Genomic DNA, 17,313 nt, shown 5'->3' on the forward strand with positions numbered 1-17,313 from the left:
ATGGAAAAAACAAAAATATGTTTAACGCTTACAGGTTCTACGATTGCAGAAGACCTTGAGTTAATTGAAAAATACAGAAGTTACATTGATCTTGCGGAGCTGAGAGTTGACCTTCTTGAAGATGACGAGAGGCTTCGCATAAGGGAGTTTCCGAGACTTGCCGGAATTCCATGCCTCCTTACAATAAGAAGAGAAATTGACGGCGGAAAATTCCGTGACGGGGAAGGGGCCAGGGCTACGCTTTTTGCAATGGCACTTTCTTTTGCAGAAGAAGAAAAGGGCATGAATTTTGAATATGTAGATTTTGAAGAAGATTTCAGAGTCTCAAGCCTTCAGGATGCTGCTCTTGCCTTCGGTACAAAAATTATCCGCAGTGTTCACAGCATGCATTCACCTATTGCAAATATTAAGGAACGTCTTGCTTCCCTTTGTACGACAGGTTTTGAAATTCCAAAAATTGCAATAATGCCGAAGACTCTCGATGATGTCCGTGAACTTTATGAGGCTGCAGTTTCTTTAAAAGACAATAATCACATTCTTCTTGCCATGGGGCCGCTGGGAGTTCCTACAAGGCTTCTTGGAAATAAAATGAAGAATTATCTGACTTATGTTTCTGCCCCTGACGGTAATTCTAAAATTTCTGAACTTGCTCATCTTGATCCTGTAACCGTAAATGATGTTTACCGTATAAGGAATGTTGATTCAGATACTAAGATTTTCGGAATAACGGGATGGCCGCTTGCTGCTACTTCCAGTCCGGTTCTTCATAATCACGGATATGCGACAAAAAAAATGAATTGTATTTACATTCCTTTCCGTGCAGAAAAATTTGACGAGGCATTGCGTTTTGCCGGAGCTTTGGGAATTCAGGGATTTTCTGTTACCATTCCTCACAAAGAGTCAGCTGCTTCTTCTGCAGATTTTGTAGATGAAAAAGTCCGTGACATCGGTGCAAGCAATACTATGGTAAAGACCAACCGGAAATGGTATGCCTATAACACTGATGCACCTGGTTTTACCCGCTCCCTTCTTGAGTTTACAGGATTAAAAAATCTGAGGCATAAAAAGGTTGCAATAATTGGTGCCGGTGGAGCCGCTAAAGGAATTGCCTGGGCTGTAAAAAATCTTCACGGTCATGCCTGTGTATTTAACAGGACCGTAGGAAAGGCAAAAATACTTGCAGAAAAATATGGTTTTGATTTTGCTTCTCTTGGACCTGAGTCCGGTGACAAGCTTAATAAATTTAGTGACATTATAATTCAGACAACCTCTAAAGGAATGAATTCATTAGAACCTGCAAACGAATCTAATGATCCGATTTATTTTTATAATTTTACTGGAAACGAGATTTTATTCGATATCATTTATGTACCTGCTGTAACGCCGGTTATGGAAAGGGCTTCTCAGGCCGGCTGTAAGGTTTGTAATGGTTATAATATGCTAAAATATCAGGGCTACGAACAGTTTGAATTATTTACGGGGGAAAAGTACGATGGCACTCAGTCAAAGTGAACAGAAAGTATTGGCTGCAACAACTGCAGTTGATTCTTTAATCAGTGAGGGACTTATTTTCAGTGGAATGAAAATCGGTCTTGGAACAGGAAGTACGGCAATGCCTGCCGTTAAGCGTCTTGCAGAACGTATTGCAGACGGAACGCTTAAGGATATAAAGGCTGTTGCAACAAGTTTCCAGACAACACTTGCCTGTGAGGATCTTGGAATTCCTGTGTATACTCTTAATGACCGTGCAATAGGCGGACAGCTTGATCTTGCAATTGACGGTGCAGATGAAGTTGCTCCTGAAAAAACTTTGATAAAGGGTGGCGGAGCAGCTTTACTTCGTGAAAAGATTATTGCTTATAACGCAAAGCATTTTGCCATTGTTGCTGATGAATCAAAAAAGGTAGACGGACACGGAACCGGATTTGCACTTCCTGTAGAGATTATTGCTGAAGCCCGTGTTCCTGTAGTTAAGGCTCTCGAAAAACTTGGTGCGGAATGTGTTCTCCGTGAAGGAGTAAAAAAAGCAGGTCCTGTAATTACGGACAACGGAAACATGATTATCGACTGCCGCTGGAAGCAGAAGGTAAATGCTGCTGAACTTGAAGAAGTGATAGATGATATTACCGGTGTAGTTGAGTGCGGATTCTTTACAAAAAACGTGCCGGTTGTGTTTATTGCACATGCAGACGGTTCCGTAGAAAGAATGTAAGTTCTGATACAGCCAGCATGTAAAAAAAACAGCCCCTGAACTGATTCAGTAAAAACTCTGCTTCAGTTCAGGGGCTGTCCAAAAAGTTCAAAAAATGTCATTTTCGGGCTCGACCCGAAAATCTATTTAATTACAATACGTCGAGTCAAGGCACGCTAACGCTTAAAGCCTTGACTTCGCCGTTTTGAGGGTTTGTACTACCCCCTCAATACAAGAGATTGCCGTGTCGAGCACGGCAATGACTCATATTGAACGCTACGCCACATTCGCACGCACCTGCTACGAATGTGTGTTTCAGCATCTACACCACATCTAGTTCTATACACTAGGATGTAAACTTATTGGACGGCCCCTTCCAGGAAGTTACTGTACCACTTCTTTTTTAAGCATTTCTCCGTTTACTGTAAGAGACAGTGTTGAACCTTTCTTTACTTCATACGGAATTGTTATTGATTTACCCGGATGAGTAAAATCAATGACTGTTGTTTCGATTCCTTCCGGATCAAGGCAGTCCAGCTTTACAGGAACCGGGAATGGATATTCCGGAAGGTTGAAAGAAAAAATACCTGATGTAGTTTTATCTGCATCTTCTTTAATCTTGAATGAAAGCTCAGCCTTTACACGGGAATAAGGATCAAGTTTTTTTCCTGCATTTTCACAGGAAGCCTTAAATTTCTTTTCGTGTTTGTATGTATTTGTAAAATCAAAAACAACTTTTGAAGTTTTCATAAGTTCAAGAAGCTGGCTGATTGATTTGCCTTCAACTTCTGGAACTGTTACCTGATGAACTTCATTACCTGCGCTGACGATAAACTGAACTTCAACAGGGTCTATGATTGCCGTATCTGGTTCAGGATACTGCGCAATGATTGTTCCTGCATTTTTTTCGCTTGTAAGATATATAGGAGTCTTAATTTTGATGAGGGGAACTTCACCTGCGTAGTGGAGTTCGATTTTATTTACTGTATCATTGTAGTTTGAACCGGTGTAATCCGGAAGATTATCAAGGGTAGCTCCGCGGCTTACTGTAAGCGTGATGCGTCTGTAGGCTTTTACGATTGAACCTTCAACAGGATCCTGAGCGATGATTTTTCCTTCGTCACCGCCTGTTTCAGAATCACGGAACTGGATTTTTCCGTAGAGTTCCTTCTGCTCAAGTTCAAAAAGACCTGTGTAGATGTTTTTTCCCACAACATCAGGAACCATGACCTTTTCTTCTCCCTGGACGTTAGTAAAGAAAATGGCGAGGGCTGCTGCAAACATGAGTATGATTGAACCGACAACGGTAAAGATAAGTGCTTTTCCGGAATTTTCAATGGCCTGTGTCTGTTTTTCAATGAACACTCTCAGTGATTTTTTTGATTTAAGGAATTCAATAGGATTCTTGAACTTCATCTGTATTCTCCATTTTTATTCTAAGACCGTGCCGATAAAATTTCTGGCACCGTTCATAAATGATTTATAGTCCATGGCTTTTTTAGACTGCCACTGTAATTCCGTTACTATGAGGATTCCGTCTCCTGTCTGTATGAGTATGCCGCGCTGTTTGTTGTAGTCAAGGACTGTTCCCGGAACGGCTGAAGTGTTCTGCGGAATGTTTGTATCCTGAATTGCAACTTTACTTGCGGCTGCTGCCTTTAAGATTCTCAGTTGCTGTTTGTTTGATTCCGTATATGAACCCGGCCATGGTGTATAGGCCCTGATCTGAGCATCTATTTTAAGGGCTGAATCCTTCCAGTTAATTTTTCCGTCAAATTTGCGCATCATTGCACAGTAACTCGGCATTCCAGTCTGTTTCCAGCTTTGTGGAAGAACTCCTGTTTTTGCAGTTTCGCGAAGAATGTTTGTAATTGCCGTTCCTCCGTAAAGGGCTGCATTTTTTAACAGCATGCCTGCAGTTTCTGTTCCTGTAAGTGAAATCCTCTGCTGATAAAGAAGGTCGCCTTCGTCAATTTCCTGGGACATTTTCTGTACGCTGAAGCCGGTTTCTGTATCCTGATTAAGAATGCAGGCAGGTACTGGTGTAGCCCCTCTGTATTTAGGAAGAAGGGAAGGATGAAGGTTTATTCCACCGAGCCTGAAAATAGAAAAGAACTTTGGCCCTACAATATGACCGTAGGCAAAGCAGACAAAAATATCCGGCTTTAGGGCTGCAATCTGTTCCCGTTCAGCCTGACCTATGTGTTCCGGAGTAAAGATTTTAATGTCGTCTTCCCTGGCTTCATTCCAGATGCGGGCATAGGTTTCTACTTCCGTAGGAATAAGTTCCTTGTGGCGGCCGTGGGCAGACGGTGGATTAGTGAGAACTCCTACAACTTTATATTCGTGTTCCGGAATGCTGGCAGACATTACGCTGTCCTTGAGGATGAGCTCAAGTGTCTTTGCAGAATCTGCCGGACTTCCGCCGTAAATTACTCTGAGCATTTAGTTTCCTTTATGTTTTTTTGCAGCAAGTTTTGCTTCCAGGCTTGCTTTTTTAGCAGCTTTCTCAGCCGCTTTTTTAGCAGCCTTTTCTGCCTTCTTTTTAAATTTTTCTATTATGCTTTCTTTAAAGTCTTTGTCACCGCGATCGATGTAAAGAACTCCGTTAAGATGGTCGTTTTCATGCTGAATGATTCTTGCAAGAAGACCGTCTGCATCTTCTATAGTAAAGCGCTTTCCGTTTTCGTTGAGAGCCGTTACAGAAACTTTTACAGGGCGGACAATTGATTCTGATTCTCCCGGAATAGAAAGACAGCCTTCTTCATAAGCTGCTGTTTCTGCAGAAGTTTTTGTTATTTCAGGATTAATGAAAACTCTTTTTACATCATCATCGGACATGAGTACAAAGAAACGTTTTGCAATGCCAACCTGAGGTGCTGCAAGTCCTACTCCGTTTGCACTTATCATTGTATCAAACATTTCGTTAAGGATTGCACGGAAGCTGTCATCGATTTCTTCCGGCTTAACAGGCTCACACTGTCGGCTTAAGATTTCTTCACCAATTTTACATATTCTCATTTTTTTTCTCCCCTTAGTTTTTGTTCAGACGAAGCCTTGCTGCTCTTGCATGTGCTGCAAGTCCCTCTGCATCACCAAGGAATCCGGCTGCCTCTGCACTTGCAGTGGTTCCTTTTTCTCCGGGTTTTGTTTTCAAAGTTGTTACTGTTTTAAGGAATACCCTTACGCTTAATCCGCCTGTAAAGCGGGCACTTCCTGATGTTGGCAGGGTATGGTTAAGTCCTGCTGCATAGTCACCGAAAACTTCTGCGGAACTGTGTCCGATAAAGAGGGATCCGTAGTTGTGAACCATTGCTTCTATTTTGTCCCGCTGAGTCCCTGCTTCCATTGCAAGCTCAAGATGTTCAGGAGCTTTTCTGTTTGCAAGCTCTGCTGCTTCTTCCAGAGACTTTGTAATTATTATTCTTCCGCAGTTTGCAATACTCTGGGAAGCGGTTTCTTTTGTGCTTAAGGTTTCAAGCTGTCGTTCGATTTCCAGTGCAACTTTTTCTGCAAGAGCTCTGTCTGGAGTTGCAAGTACAGGCTGGGCAACAATGTCATGTTCTGCCTGTGCAAGAAGGTCTGCTGCAACCCATTCAGGATCTGCGCTGGAATCTGCTATGATGAATACTTCTGTCGGACCTGCTACCATGTCAATGCCGACTGTTCCGTATACAAGTTTTTTTGCTTCTGCAACGAATTTATTGCCGGGACCTACGATGACGTCCGTTTTAGGAATACTCTGTGTTCCGAAAGCCATTGCACCGATTGCCTGTGCACCGCCGCATGCAAATGCTTTTGTTACTCCGCAGATATATGCCGCAGCCATAATGTTTTCATCTGCATAAGCTTTATTTGAACCGTCCGGGTTTTTACGGGGAGGGGTACACAGTACAACCTGTTTTACTCCGGCTGCAACAGCAGGGGTTACGGTCATGATTACTGTACTTACAAGAGGAAATCTTCCTGCCGGAACGTAGACGCCTGCAATGTCAACAGGAATGTTTTTCTGTCCTGTAAAAATTCCAGGTTCAAGTTCTACTTCAAAATCGTCAAAAGATTCCTTCTGTTTTTTTGCAAAACGTAATGCCAGGTCTCTTGAATAGCAAAGAGACTTGTAAAGGTCAGGATTTTCTGCCTTGAGTTTATCTGCAGCAGCTTTTAAGGTTTCCCGGGGAATTTCAAATTCATCAGGAGTAGCTGCGTCAAATTTTCTGCTGTATTCGCGGAGAGCTTCATCTTTCCTGTCCTGTACGTCTTTCAGGATGTCCCGTACAGTCTGGATGGAGTCACCAAAGTCTCTTCCGTTAAAAAAAGTTTCTTCTATTTCATTACTGTTCTGAATCTTAATCATAGGTCTGTATTGTAGCATATTTAATAAGAAGTGAAAATATAAGGAGACTGGACTGATCAAAAAGCAGTTATCTGCTGAAAAAAGGGCAGGGCATAAAAAAAACCGCACTGTTAATGAAGTTCACTATCAGTACGGTTTTCTAATTTGTATTTATGCTTTTAAGTAAAGCTCCGGTTTACTCAGCTGTAAAGTAAACTCCGTCTGTATCTCCGTAAACGGCTGCTGAAGTTGCAGGTTTAAGGCTTGCTGCGATTTCGTCAGCCATCTGTCCTGCTTTTTTAAGGTCAGCACTGTCCGTGTTAAGCCCCAGCTGCTGGATGTAAGCTGCTGCCTGCTGCTGCCACAGGTCTTTTTCACATGCATAAACCTGAACTACTGTGTAGTTTTCAGTTGTTTTATCAGTCTTTTTATCTGTTACGCGCTGAAGAAGCCAGTAGTCACCAACTTTCATGAAACCTGTGAATTTAGCTTCAGTTGCAGTTGCAGTGAGCTGTTTCTGTGTATCTTCGTTTGTAGAAAGAGAACCTGAGAAGCGCTGGTCAACCCCGTTGTTAAGGGTCTGGGCAATCTGAACCATGTAGTTTGCTGAAACGCTGCTTTCAAGAAGCTTAAGGTCACGGTCAGTTTTCTTAACTCTTGAACCGCTTACTACAACGTAATATTTGTCCTTGATTTTGCCTGCAAGTTCACCATTTTCAAGAGATTCATAGTCAGAAGCAAGTGCATCATAAACCCATACTGGAGGTTCACGGTTAACAACGGCTCCTTTCCAGTCAATTGTTTCTCTTGTAACAGATGAACCTGTTGTAATGGAAGGAGTGCTAGCTTCATTTGTAGAAGCACAGCTTGAAAGATAAGATCCTGCTGAAAGAATAACAGCAGCCAAGAATAAGTTTGTCTTTTTCATTTAGAATCCTCCGTAATAAAAAGGCAGAACATAAAGTTTCCGGACAATTCACGAAAAAAGTGATTTTTGTCCACTACCTTACTAAACAAAATAATACCTTAAATGATACGTAAAAACAAGAATAAATTTTGTCGTAATGAAAATTCTGTTTTATAATAGAAGATAATATGAAAACCTTACGAAAAATCTTTTTGTCACTGCAGGCTTTATTTATGGTGCAGTTTTGTTTTGCAGAGGGCATACAGTTTTTCAATAATTTTGTACCCTCCAGCTGGAATTCAGAAGACGGACTTCCGGGAAATTCCGTAACTGATATTGTTCAGGATACAAAAGGCTATATTTACATCGGAACTTATGAAGGTCTGGTACGGTTTGACGGAATAGAATTTACAGTAATCAATAAAAAGTATGATAAAAAATATAATTTTGTAAGTGCCCGCTCTCTTTTTATTGATTCCAGGGGAAACTTATGGAACGGTTCTAATGACGAAGGTGTATTCTGTATTGGAAAAGATGACAGTGTCAGAAAATTTTCTACTCTGGACGGTCTTCCTAATAATTCAATTCGTGATCTTTGCGAGGACAGGGAAGGAAATATATGGGTTGGAACTTCTTCCGGTATAGCTCTTATTTCTCCGGAGGGAAAAGTCTTTATTCCGGAAGGACTGGAAGATCTGATAGAAGATAATAACATTCTTGTAAAGCATCTGTTTTGTGATTCTGCAGGACGTATATGGATATGTACTGCATTGCAGAACCGGCTTTATGTTTATTCAGGTCGACGTTTTTCTGTATATGACGGAATAACTTCTATAAAGAATCCTTCCGTTAATTATGTTACCCAGGATTCAGCAGGAGCCTTCTGGTTTGGAGTAAGCCCTTATTATCTTTTAAAGAAGAATGGTGAAGAGGAAACTTTATTTGATGGCGGCGGTATTTCACAGAAAGGAACGGTTGTAAACTGCATTTTTCATGATTCAGTCGGAAATGTGTGGTTTTCTACGGATACGGGGCTCGGAGTGATTTCTGGGGGAGAGATTTCCTATTATACGGAAAAGCAGGGACTTGTTGACGATAAAGTCGTAAAAATAATGGAGGACCGTGAAAGTAATATCTGGATCGGTACTGACCGCGGAGGTATAGAAAAACTCAGCCAGAGTCAGTTCAGGATAATAAAAAATAATGAAACTATAAATGCCGTTGTGGAAGATACTTTCAGAAAGGTTATATGGCTTGCTTCTGATAAGGGGGTACGCTGTTATGATCAGAAAAAGTTTATCGAGAATCCCCTTACTGAGTATTGTGAAAATATCAGGGTTCGGGATATTAACATTACGGATGCCGGAGACGTTCTTGTAAGTACTTATGCTCAGCTTGGTGTCATAAAATACACTCGTGATGGTAAGATTATTTCCTGGACGGAAAAAGACGGACTTACCGGAAACAGAACCAGATGTACTCTTTTGCATTCCGGAGGTGATCTTTATATTGCAACAACCAACGGTCTTAATATTGTAAAAGGTTTTTCCAAAGACGGAGAAATTATAACCATTCAGAAAAGTTCTGAGGTTTCCTCTGATTTTATTATGACACTCCATGAAGATTCTGAGGGGAACGTATGGTGCGGAACGGACGGCGGCGGAATATTTGTTGTTGATTCAAAAACTTATGAAATAAAAAAAACTTACACAACAGAAGACGGACTTGCAGGAAACATTATTTTTAAGATTTCAGAACCAGTTCCGGGGCAGAAGTGGATTTGTACCGGTACAGGTCTTTCTGTTATGAAAGAAGATTCCGGCAGCCTGAAGATTTATAATTTTAATTCCGGAAACGGACTTGGTACGGACGGAGTTTTTCAGGCACTGATTGATTATACGGAAACTGTATGGTTTACGTCCAATAAGGGAATTTTTTCTGTACATTACAGGGATTTTGAAAATGTATTTAACGGAAAGGATGATTCGATCTTCTCAAAATTTTACGGACGTTCAGACGGAATTGTAACTGCCGGAGTAACTTCGACTTCAAAGTCTTCAAAGGATTCTTTCGGACGTTTATGGTTTACTCTTGTGGACGGAGTTGCTTTTTATGATCCTGTCCGTGGAAAGGCAAATACGAAAGCTCCAATTGTTCAGATTCAGGAAATAAGCATTGATGATGAAAACTTTATTTATGACGGCTCTCCTGTGGAAATTGGTCCTGACAGTAAGCGTCTGAGTATTAAGTTTACGGGGCTGAGTTTTATTTCTTCAGAGCAGGTAAAGTTCAGTTATAAACTTGAAGGGTATGATTCAAAGTTTTCAGAGTGGACAACTCAAAGGAATGTTTCTTATACAAACCTCCCCCACGGTACTTACAAGTTTACTGTGTTTGCGATGACAAGAGATGAAGTAAAGAGTTTACCTTCTTACGTTGTAACTATTATAAAGAAACCGTATATATGGAATCTGCTGTGGTTCAGGCTTCTTATCGGAGGAATAATCGTACTCGCAACGGCAGCTTTGATTTTTTACCGTTATAAAGATATTGTAAGGGAGCAGAAAAGAAATAAAGAATTTACCAGCCAGGTAATTTCTGCTCTTGTTGTAGCAATTGATGCAAAGGATCAGTACACCAACGGTCATTCAAACCGTGTATCAAAATATGCAGTGATGATTGCCCGCAAAGCCGGAAAGTCAGAAGCTGAACTTGAAAGAATTTTCTATGCCGGACTTCTTCATGACGTAGGAAAGATAGGTGTTCCTGATTCAATTATAAGTAAGCCGGATAAACTTACTGGTGAGGAATTTGAAGTCATAAAGACTCATCCTGTAATCGGCAGCGAAATTCTCAAGTCAATTACTGCTGTTCCTGAAGTTGTGGTAGGAGCAAGATGGCATCATGAACGCTGGGACGGAAGGGGATATCCAGACGGTCTTAAAGAAACAGGTATTCCTGAAGTTGCAAGAATTATCGGAGTTGCAGATGCTTATGATGCAATGACTTCAGACAGAAGTTACCGCCGTCATCTTACTCAGTCCGTTGTAAGGGAACAGATAGAAAAGGGAAGGGGCAGTCAGTTTGATCCTGTATTTGCAACAATAATGCTTGAGATTATTGATGATGATGTAGACTTTAAGCTTCATGAATAAAAACGGTACAAAAAAATGGTTCTGACAGAAGGTTTTGTTTTTCCGCCGGAACCATTTTTTTTATTTAGGGTTTAATACAAAACCTAAAAACGGCGAAGTCAAGGCTTTAAGCGTTAGCGTGCCTTGACTCGACGTATTTAATGAAATTTATTTTTCTTTATGACGTTTATCCAGTTCGTTGTATACGTCCTGCCAGTTAACGCCTTCCTTGTACATCAGAACGCTTACAAAGTAGAGGAGATCTGCTGCTTCCCAGATAATGTCTTCTTTTGTTTCTGCATCATCTGTAAGTTCTTCTGCTTCTTCCATTACTTTTTCACGTACACGCTTGTCGTTAAGTGTTGCCGTATAACTTCCAGGTTTTGGATTGGCAAAACGCTCTGCAATTGTTCCGTAAAGTCTTTCCAGTGTTGAACGTTCATCAGGATCACTGCCGAAGCAAGTCCAGCTTCCTGTATGACATGCACCGCCTATAGGACGAACTGTTGCAAGAACCGTATCTCTGTCGCAGTCAGCGCGAAGTTTTACAACTTCAAGGAAGTGACCTGAGGTTTCTCCTTTTGTCCACAGACAGTTACGGGTGCGGCTGAAGAAAGTGAGTTTTTTTGTCGCAAAAGTTTTTTCAAAGGCTTCTTTATTTGCATAGCCCATCATCATTACCTGAGAACTTCTTTCGTCCTGTGCAATTACAGGAATCATTCCGTTTGTTTTTTCAAAGTCAAGGCAACTTATGAACGAGTCTTTGAGGCTTACGGCTCCTGTATAAAGTGCCATTCCCAGCTGAACGTCACAGCCCATTTTTTCTAAGGCAGAAATCTGCTCGAGGGAATTTACTCCGCCGGCTGCAACAACGCGGCAGGATACTGCTTCACGAAGAGCCTTTACCTGTTCCATGTCAGTTCCCTGCATGCAGCCTTCTTTTTCTACGCAGGTAAACAGAAGTTCGGAGGCATATTTTTGAGCTTCTTTTGCTCCTTCAATAAGGCTTATGTTTACAGTTTCTTTCCAGCCTTTTACTGCAATTTTTCCGTTAATTGCATCAACAGAAATGATTACCCTCTGTTTTCCGATGGCATTGCAGAGTTCTTCAAGGAACTGTGTATTAAGTATAGGATCACTGTCACTGGTGCGTTCAGAATTCCATGCAGCAGAACCGATGATTACTTTTTCTGCACCAAGAGAAATGAGTTCCCTTGCTTTTTTTACATCACGGATTCCTCCTCCGACGCGAACATTGCCTTTATGGAGAAGGGATTTTAAAAGTTTTGTATTTGGAGTATTTCCTTTTTCGTCTGTGTTGCGCATTGCAGCATCAAGATCAATGACTGCAACTTCCCCGTACATATTGAAATCTTCAATGAGCGCCTGTGCATCATCACGCTGAAGTACGAGGTCTTTTCCGTTTTTAAGCTGGACTACGTGTCCGTCTTTCATATCAATAGAAGCGATTACCATAATAGCGTAAGTTTACAGAAAAAACTGTGGTTTGAAAAGTAAATGTCATTACTGACTGATAAGTTTGCAAGATGATGTTATGGGGACGACCAAAAAGTTCAAAAAATGTCATTTTCGGGCACGACCCGAAAATCTATTTAATTACAATACGTCGACGTTTTGAGGGTTTGTACTACCCCCTCAATACAAGAGATTGCCGCATCAAGTGCGGCAATGACAGGCTGTCGAGCACGGCAATGACTCATGCTGAAACACATCTAGTTCTATACACTAGGAAGTAAACTTATTGGTCATCCCCTCTTTGCATTTTATATTAATTCAGTTTCCATGAATATCCGGCACTAAGCTGAAGTGCTCTGAATGTTGCAATTTCACTACTGTCATCCATAACCGGGAAAAGTCCTAAATTGTAACGGCCGTCAAGTACGATGTGTCCCGGACCTACACTTACAAGAGCTTCAACGCCAAACAGCAGGCTTGAAAGGGCAATGGTGTCTACAGAGCCGCTGTCGCTTTGAGTAGTACCGCCAAATTTAACTTCTGAATCACAGTCTCCCAGAATGATTCCTGACTGGATTCCTACAAACGGAGTAAGGGCTACTGTATTCTGTGCCAGAAGGATGTCATAGCCGAAAAGGGCTGCGATGTTAAAGGTGTTGCAGCTGAATGTTATTTCAACACCGTCTCCTTCAAATCCTACGACATTGTGAGCAAAACCGAATTCACCCTGAAGTACAATGTTGTTGGAGAATGTATTCTTAATAAGAAGAGTTACTCCTCCGCCGACTTCAGTTGTCGGATCTAAATCAACTACAAGGGCATCCTTCATGTCGCTGCCAAGTTCTGAGCCGACGCTGAAAGAAAGGTCTCCCCTTACGCCGATTGTAGAACTCTTTTCTGCTGTAACTGAACTTACAGCCAGAGCCATTCCCATTGCCAATGCAATAAATTTTTTCATACTCATCTCCTGAAAATAAAATTTATCTATACAAGTGTACCCCCCCCCCGGAAAATTCTGTCAAGAAAATAATGACCTGCAGCGGAAATGGTTATATTACGTTTCAAATTGAAGAAGTTGCCTAAAAAAGGTAGAATGTGCTCTATGTCTTTAGTAAGCCTTAAGAGCGTACATTACAAATATCCTCAAAGCAGGGAAGAAGCCCTTAACGATATAAGTTTTGAAATCAATAGCGGTGAATACATTGCACTTGCAGGGTTGAACGGTTCAGGAAAATCAACTCTTGCACGTATGATTGCAGGTTTTATTGAGCCTGAATCTGGAGAGCTTTCTTTAGAAAAAAATCTTCTTCCGGGGATTGTGTTTCAGCAGCCTAAGGAACAGATTGTTGCAGGAATCGTAGAACGGGATACTGCATTCGGTCCCCAGAATCTTAATATGTCAAAGGCAGAAATTGAACTTCGTACCATTGAGTGCCTTACGGTTGTGGGAATTGCAGACAAGGCTCTTAACCGGACCTTTGAACTTTCTTTGGGACAGACCCAGCGTCTTGCCTTCAGCGGAATTCTTGCACTGTTTCCATCCCTTCTTATACTGGATGAAGTTACTGCAATGCTTGATCCTCATGCCCGGGAAGAACTTGTTGAATTTATCCGTCAGTGGAATGCAAAAGGTCATACTGTAATTCACGTTACACATGATGAAGATGAAGTGCTTGCTGCTTCCCGTGTCATTGTGCTGGATAAAGGAAAAAAAATATTTGACGGTTCAAGTCAGGACTTTAAGAACACATCTGAAATACATGACATGCTTTTTGATAAATATTCATTAAAGGATATAAAAAAAGAAAAGCCTGCAGAAACAAAAGAAACATTCCTTAAAGTAAAAAATCTTTCCTTCAGTTATGAAGGATATGATGTATTTAAAAATCTTTCATTCGAATTAAAAAAAGGAACTCTTACTGCCCTTACAGGTCCGTCAGGCTGCGGTAAGTCAACTCTGTTTGAATGTCTTGCAGGATTGAAGAAGCCGTCTTCAGGAACAATAGAAAGTAAATGTATTCCGGCTCTTGCCCTTCAGGAAAGTGAAGCAGCCTTATTTGAACGTTATGCTGCTGACGATGTAGCTTTTGGTGCGGCAAATTCAGGAGTAAGGGGAAAAAAGCTTGTAAGCTGCGTAAAGCATGCAATGGCGATGGCAGGGCTTGATTATAAAACTTATGCGGACAGATCTTCCTTTAATTTAAGCGGCGGAGAAAAAAGAAAGCTTTCTATAGCCGGAATCATTGCCCTTAATAAAGATGTTCTTATTTTTGATGAGCCTACTTCTGCCCTTGACGGTGTTTCAAGAAAAACAGTTCTTTCTGCAATGAGAAAACTTGCTGACGAAGGAAAGACTGTACTTTTCAGCACGCACAGACTTGAAGAAGCGGATATTGCAGATACACATCTTTTGTGGTCTGAACTTACGGAAAAAAAATCTGATGAAGCAGAAACTGTCTGCAGCGAAAACTTAAAGCCTGTTGAAGCTTCTTCCAGTTCAGGGCTTCTTATTGCAATTCAAAAACTTACAGGGGCGCTTTCTGCTCCGGCTAAAGTTCCGGCTTCTGTAATCGGTCCATTGCCTGCATGGCTCAAGAGTTTTTTATTTCTGTCTATATTCTGCGTTTCTCTTGCGGTTCAGTCGGTGGGGCTTTGTGCACTTATGCTTTGTATGAATTTTATTTATGCAAAACTCAGTTCATTTCCATTACGAAAAGTTTTTGTAACGCTGAAGAAACTTCTTCCGCTGATATTATTTTTCCTTATTCTTGAATTTGTTTTTTATCCCGTACATACTGGAGATGAAGAAATATTCAGATGGAAGTTTTTTGTTCTTTCTGAATACAAAATATTTCTTGCAGTAAAAACTTTAATACGTGCCCTTTGTTCCGTAACCTGTATTGCAACTTTTATCAGTTCCACAAGCGAGAGGGAAATTCTTGACGGACTATCCGGACTTCTTCTTCCTTTTGCAAAAATTGGAATTCCTGTCAGATATCTTGTTCTTGTTACGGGAATAATTTTCAGGTTCATGCCGCTTTTATTAGATGAACTTTCTGCAATAATTAAAACACAGATTGTCCGGGGAACCTTTTCAAATGCTAAAGGTTTTAAGAAAATAAAAATACTTATTCCTCTGTTTGTACCGCTCATGCTTCAAACATTCAGAAAGGCACAGTTTCTGGCAGATGCCCTTACGGCCAGGTATTTTAAATAATTTTTTTTGAGAGGTTAGTATGGTTTTTAAATTTTTTACAATTCTGCTTACGGTTTTTATTGCCGAAATGGGAGATAAAACACAGCTGCTTCTTGTTGCTTTTTCTTCAAAATATAAAGTTCGTGATATAGTCTGCGGAACCGGTGCTGCGATTCTTGTTCTTAATGCACTGGCCGTTATGCTGGGATCTTTTGCAGGCAGTCTCATACCTTTATGGATTGTAAAGCTTTCTGCCGGAATTTTGTTTTTATTTTTTTCAGTTACATCTTTGTGCAGTGATGAAGATGAGGAAAATAAAAAAATAATAAAATCCGCAGTAGCAGCTGCTGCTGTTTTTTTCAGTTTTATGATTGCAGAATTTGGGGATAAGACTCAGTTTGCAGCCCTCACTTTTGGCGCAAATGAAGGTTTAAAACTGTGCATTTTCGTGTGGGCAGCCTGTTCAGCAGGACTTTTTCTTGCAGACATGATCGGTCTTGCAGCCGGACTTCTTCTTAAAAAGAATTTTTCTTCCTTTTTTATAAAAATACTTTCCGCAGTACTGTTTGCTTTCTTTGGTTTTACTTCAGTTTATACCGGAATAAGATTAAGTCCTTATGATCTGCCTCTATGGAAAATAATGGGCGGTATTGGTATAGTATTTTTATTGATTCTATTAGTTTTAATCTTCAGGAGAAAATCATGCAGATGAAGTGGGCTGCCCTGTGTATTGCAGCCGTAATGTATGTACTGGCAGTTGCTTTCAGAAGCCGCCGGGTTTATTTTTCTACTCTGGCCGCATTTATTATAATTCTTTTGGGAATGATTTTTCCGGGAGAACTTTTTGTTCTTCCAAAAGACATACTTGCAATGGATGACATGACAGGCATGAGGCTGTATGCCTTTGCTTACAGTATAGGAACAGCCGTTCAGTGGAATCTTCTGATGATATACACAGGAGTGATGATTTTGACTGCACTTCTGGTGTATTCAAAAGTACCGGAAAAACTTTCATCTTTACTGCTGGGGACCGTAAGAATTCCTGCTCTTTCTATGGTTCTTGTTTTTATTTCTGCAGGTCTTCTTTCTGCATTTATCGGAGCTTTTCCGGCTCTAGTTGTAATGGCTCCTGTAGTTGTTTCCTTCAGCCGGCAGTTGAAATTTAATCCGGCTTTTTTTCTTCTTTCTGTAGCAGCTGTATGTTCTCTTGAAGGAAGTGCTTTTTATTTTGCTTCTCCTGCTTCTTTTCTGTTTTCTGAGTTTTCAGGAATGGCACTCTTTCATTTTTTTATTGTTTCAGGAAAAGTTTCTTTATTTTTTATCGCACAGGCTGCTCTTTTAGCCGGTGCGCTGTTTTTTGGCCTGTATTTTTCAAGGACGGTAAAGGGGGAGTTTTTTGTGGCCAGAGTAAGGATTGTAAGTCTTGTTCCGGTCCTGCTTTTAGCATTAACAGTTGCAGTCCTTATTGCCTGTTCCATGACCCCCATCAGGTTTATATATGTTTCGGGCTTTGCCGTTCTTATAATTGCTATTTTCGGACTTGCATGGTTTTATCTTTTTCAGAAAAAAACTATTGCCGAATTTTTTGATTTCCTGAAAAACCTTGACTGGAATACTGTATTTTATATGATCGGTATTTTTATCGTTGCCGGCGCATTAAAAAAGAGCGGTGTTTTTGATGACCTTGCGGGAATTATTGTAAGTCACTGCGGAACTTCGAGACTCCGTATATTTGTTATTGTATTCGTAGTTTCTGTTTTTGCAGGTGCATTCCTTGATATTGTTCCTTACCTTATACTGCTGATGCCTGTAATCGGTATTGTTTCTAATTCCTATGGTTTTTCCGGAAACATTCTTGCTGCGGCAATGGTTGCGGGAAGCTGTATCGGAACAGGCTTTACTCCCTTTACTTCTTTAACCATGCAGTCAGCTCTTTCTGTGCTGAAGAAAGAAAACTGCGAAATAAAACTTCTGGACTGGGTAAAAAATGTTCTTCCCGCAGCTGTCATAATGGCTGCCGTTTACGCTGTACTGTTGTGGTTTTTGTGGAAATAAAATAGAACTGTAAAATTTTTG

The 17,313-nt window shown here is 40.7% G+C and carries 13 protein-coding genes; 6 read left to right on the forward strand and 7 right to left on the reverse strand.

What is annotated here, in order from left to right; genetic code table 11:
- Window positions 1-1,512: a type I 3-dehydroquinate dehydratase gene (locus HNP77_RS12095; protein ID WP_184653741.1), complete on the forward strand. Its 1,512-nt coding sequence runs from the start codon at window positions 1-3 to the stop codon at window positions 1,510-1,512.
- Window positions 1,493-2,212, forward strand: coding sequence for a ribose-5-phosphate isomerase RpiA (gene rpiA / locus HNP77_RS12100; RefSeq protein ID WP_184653742.1), 720 nt, complete (start codon window positions 1,493-1,495; stop codon window positions 2,210-2,212). The genes HNP77_RS12095 and rpiA overlap by 20 nt, the downstream gene beginning before the upstream one ends.
- Window positions 2,213-2,575: 363 nt before the next feature.
- Here the strand turns inward: rpiA and HNP77_RS12105 are convergent, their stop codons facing one another.
- The 5 genes from HNP77_RS12105 to HNP77_RS12125 form a co-directional block, all read right to left on the reverse strand.
- A complete protein-coding gene (locus HNP77_RS12105; protein ID WP_184653744.1) occupies window positions 2,576-3,607 on the reverse strand; it encodes a PASTA domain-containing protein in 1,032 nt (343 codons plus the stop codon).
- A gap of 15 nt (window positions 3,608-3,622) precedes the next feature.
- The gene (gene fmt, locus HNP77_RS12110; RefSeq protein WP_184653746.1) at window positions 3,623-4,636 is read right to left on the reverse strand and encodes a methionyl-tRNA formyltransferase; all 1,014 of its coding nucleotides are present in this window, start codon (window positions 4,634-4,636) and stop codon (window positions 3,623-3,625) included.
- Complete coding sequence (gene def / locus HNP77_RS12115) at window positions 4,637-5,212, reverse strand: peptide deformylase (RefSeq protein WP_184653748.1); 576 nt, start codon at window positions 5,210-5,212, stop codon at window positions 4,637-4,639.
- A 13-nt stretch (window positions 5,213-5,225) separates the two neighbouring features.
- Window positions 5,226-6,545, reverse strand: a complete 1,320-nt coding sequence (hisD, locus tag HNP77_RS12120; RefSeq protein WP_184653750.1) for a histidinol dehydrogenase — start codon at window positions 6,543-6,545, stop codon at window positions 5,226-5,228.
- A gap of 175 nt (window positions 6,546-6,720) precedes the next feature.
- Window positions 6,721-7,452, reverse strand: a complete 732-nt coding sequence (locus HNP77_RS12125) for a hypothetical protein (protein WP_184653752.1) — start codon at window positions 7,450-7,452, stop codon at window positions 6,721-6,723.
- 212 nt (window positions 7,453-7,664) lie between these two features.
- On the opposite strand from HNP77_RS12125, the gene HNP77_RS12130 reads away from it, so the two are divergent.
- On the forward strand, window positions 7,665-10,586 hold the full coding sequence (locus HNP77_RS12130) for a two-component regulator propeller domain-containing protein (protein ID WP_184653754.1): 2,922 nt from the start codon (window positions 7,665-7,667) through the stop codon (window positions 10,584-10,586).
- A gap of 147 nt (window positions 10,587-10,733) precedes the next feature.
- Here HNP77_RS12130 and hisIE read toward each other — a convergent pair whose 3' ends face one another.
- Together hisIE and HNP77_RS12140 are read right to left on the reverse strand one after the other, a co-directional pair.
- Window positions 10,734-12,041, reverse strand: coding sequence for a bifunctional phosphoribosyl-AMP cyclohydrolase/phosphoribosyl-ATP diphosphatase HisIE (gene hisIE / locus HNP77_RS12135; RefSeq protein ID WP_184653756.1), 1,308 nt, complete (start codon window positions 12,039-12,041; stop codon window positions 10,734-10,736).
- A gap of 313 nt (window positions 12,042-12,354) precedes the next feature.
- The gene (locus HNP77_RS12140) at window positions 12,355-12,999 is read right to left on the reverse strand and encodes an outer membrane beta-barrel protein (RefSeq protein WP_184653758.1); all 645 of its coding nucleotides are present in this window, start codon (window positions 12,997-12,999) and stop codon (window positions 12,355-12,357) included.
- 144 nt (window positions 13,000-13,143) lie between these two features.
- Between HNP77_RS12140 and HNP77_RS12145 the strand changes: the two genes are divergently transcribed.
- From HNP77_RS12145 to HNP77_RS12155, 3 genes are read left to right on the forward strand one after another with little or no spacing between them, the layout of a single operon-like run.
- On the forward strand, window positions 13,144-15,258 hold the full coding sequence (locus HNP77_RS12145; protein ID WP_184653760.1) for an energy-coupling factor transporter ATPase: 2,115 nt from the start codon (window positions 13,144-13,146) through the stop codon (window positions 15,256-15,258).
- Between the two features lie 19 nt (window positions 15,259-15,277).
- Window positions 15,278-15,949, forward strand: coding sequence for a TMEM165/GDT1 family protein (locus HNP77_RS12150; RefSeq protein ID WP_184653762.1), 672 nt, complete (start codon window positions 15,278-15,280; stop codon window positions 15,947-15,949).
- Window positions 15,940-17,292 (forward strand): ArsB/NhaD family transporter, encoded by a 1,353-nt coding sequence (locus HNP77_RS12155; RefSeq protein ID WP_184653764.1) that lies wholly within the window; start codon window positions 15,940-15,942, stop codon window positions 17,290-17,292. Before HNP77_RS12150 ends, HNP77_RS12155 begins: the two co-directional genes overlap by 10 nt.
- The last annotated feature ends 21 nt before the right edge of the window (window positions 17,293-17,313 follow it).

This window comes from Treponema rectale (assembly GCF_014202035.1).
Lineage (GTDB): Bacteria > Spirochaetota > Spirochaetia > Treponematales > Treponemataceae > Treponema_D > Treponema_D rectale.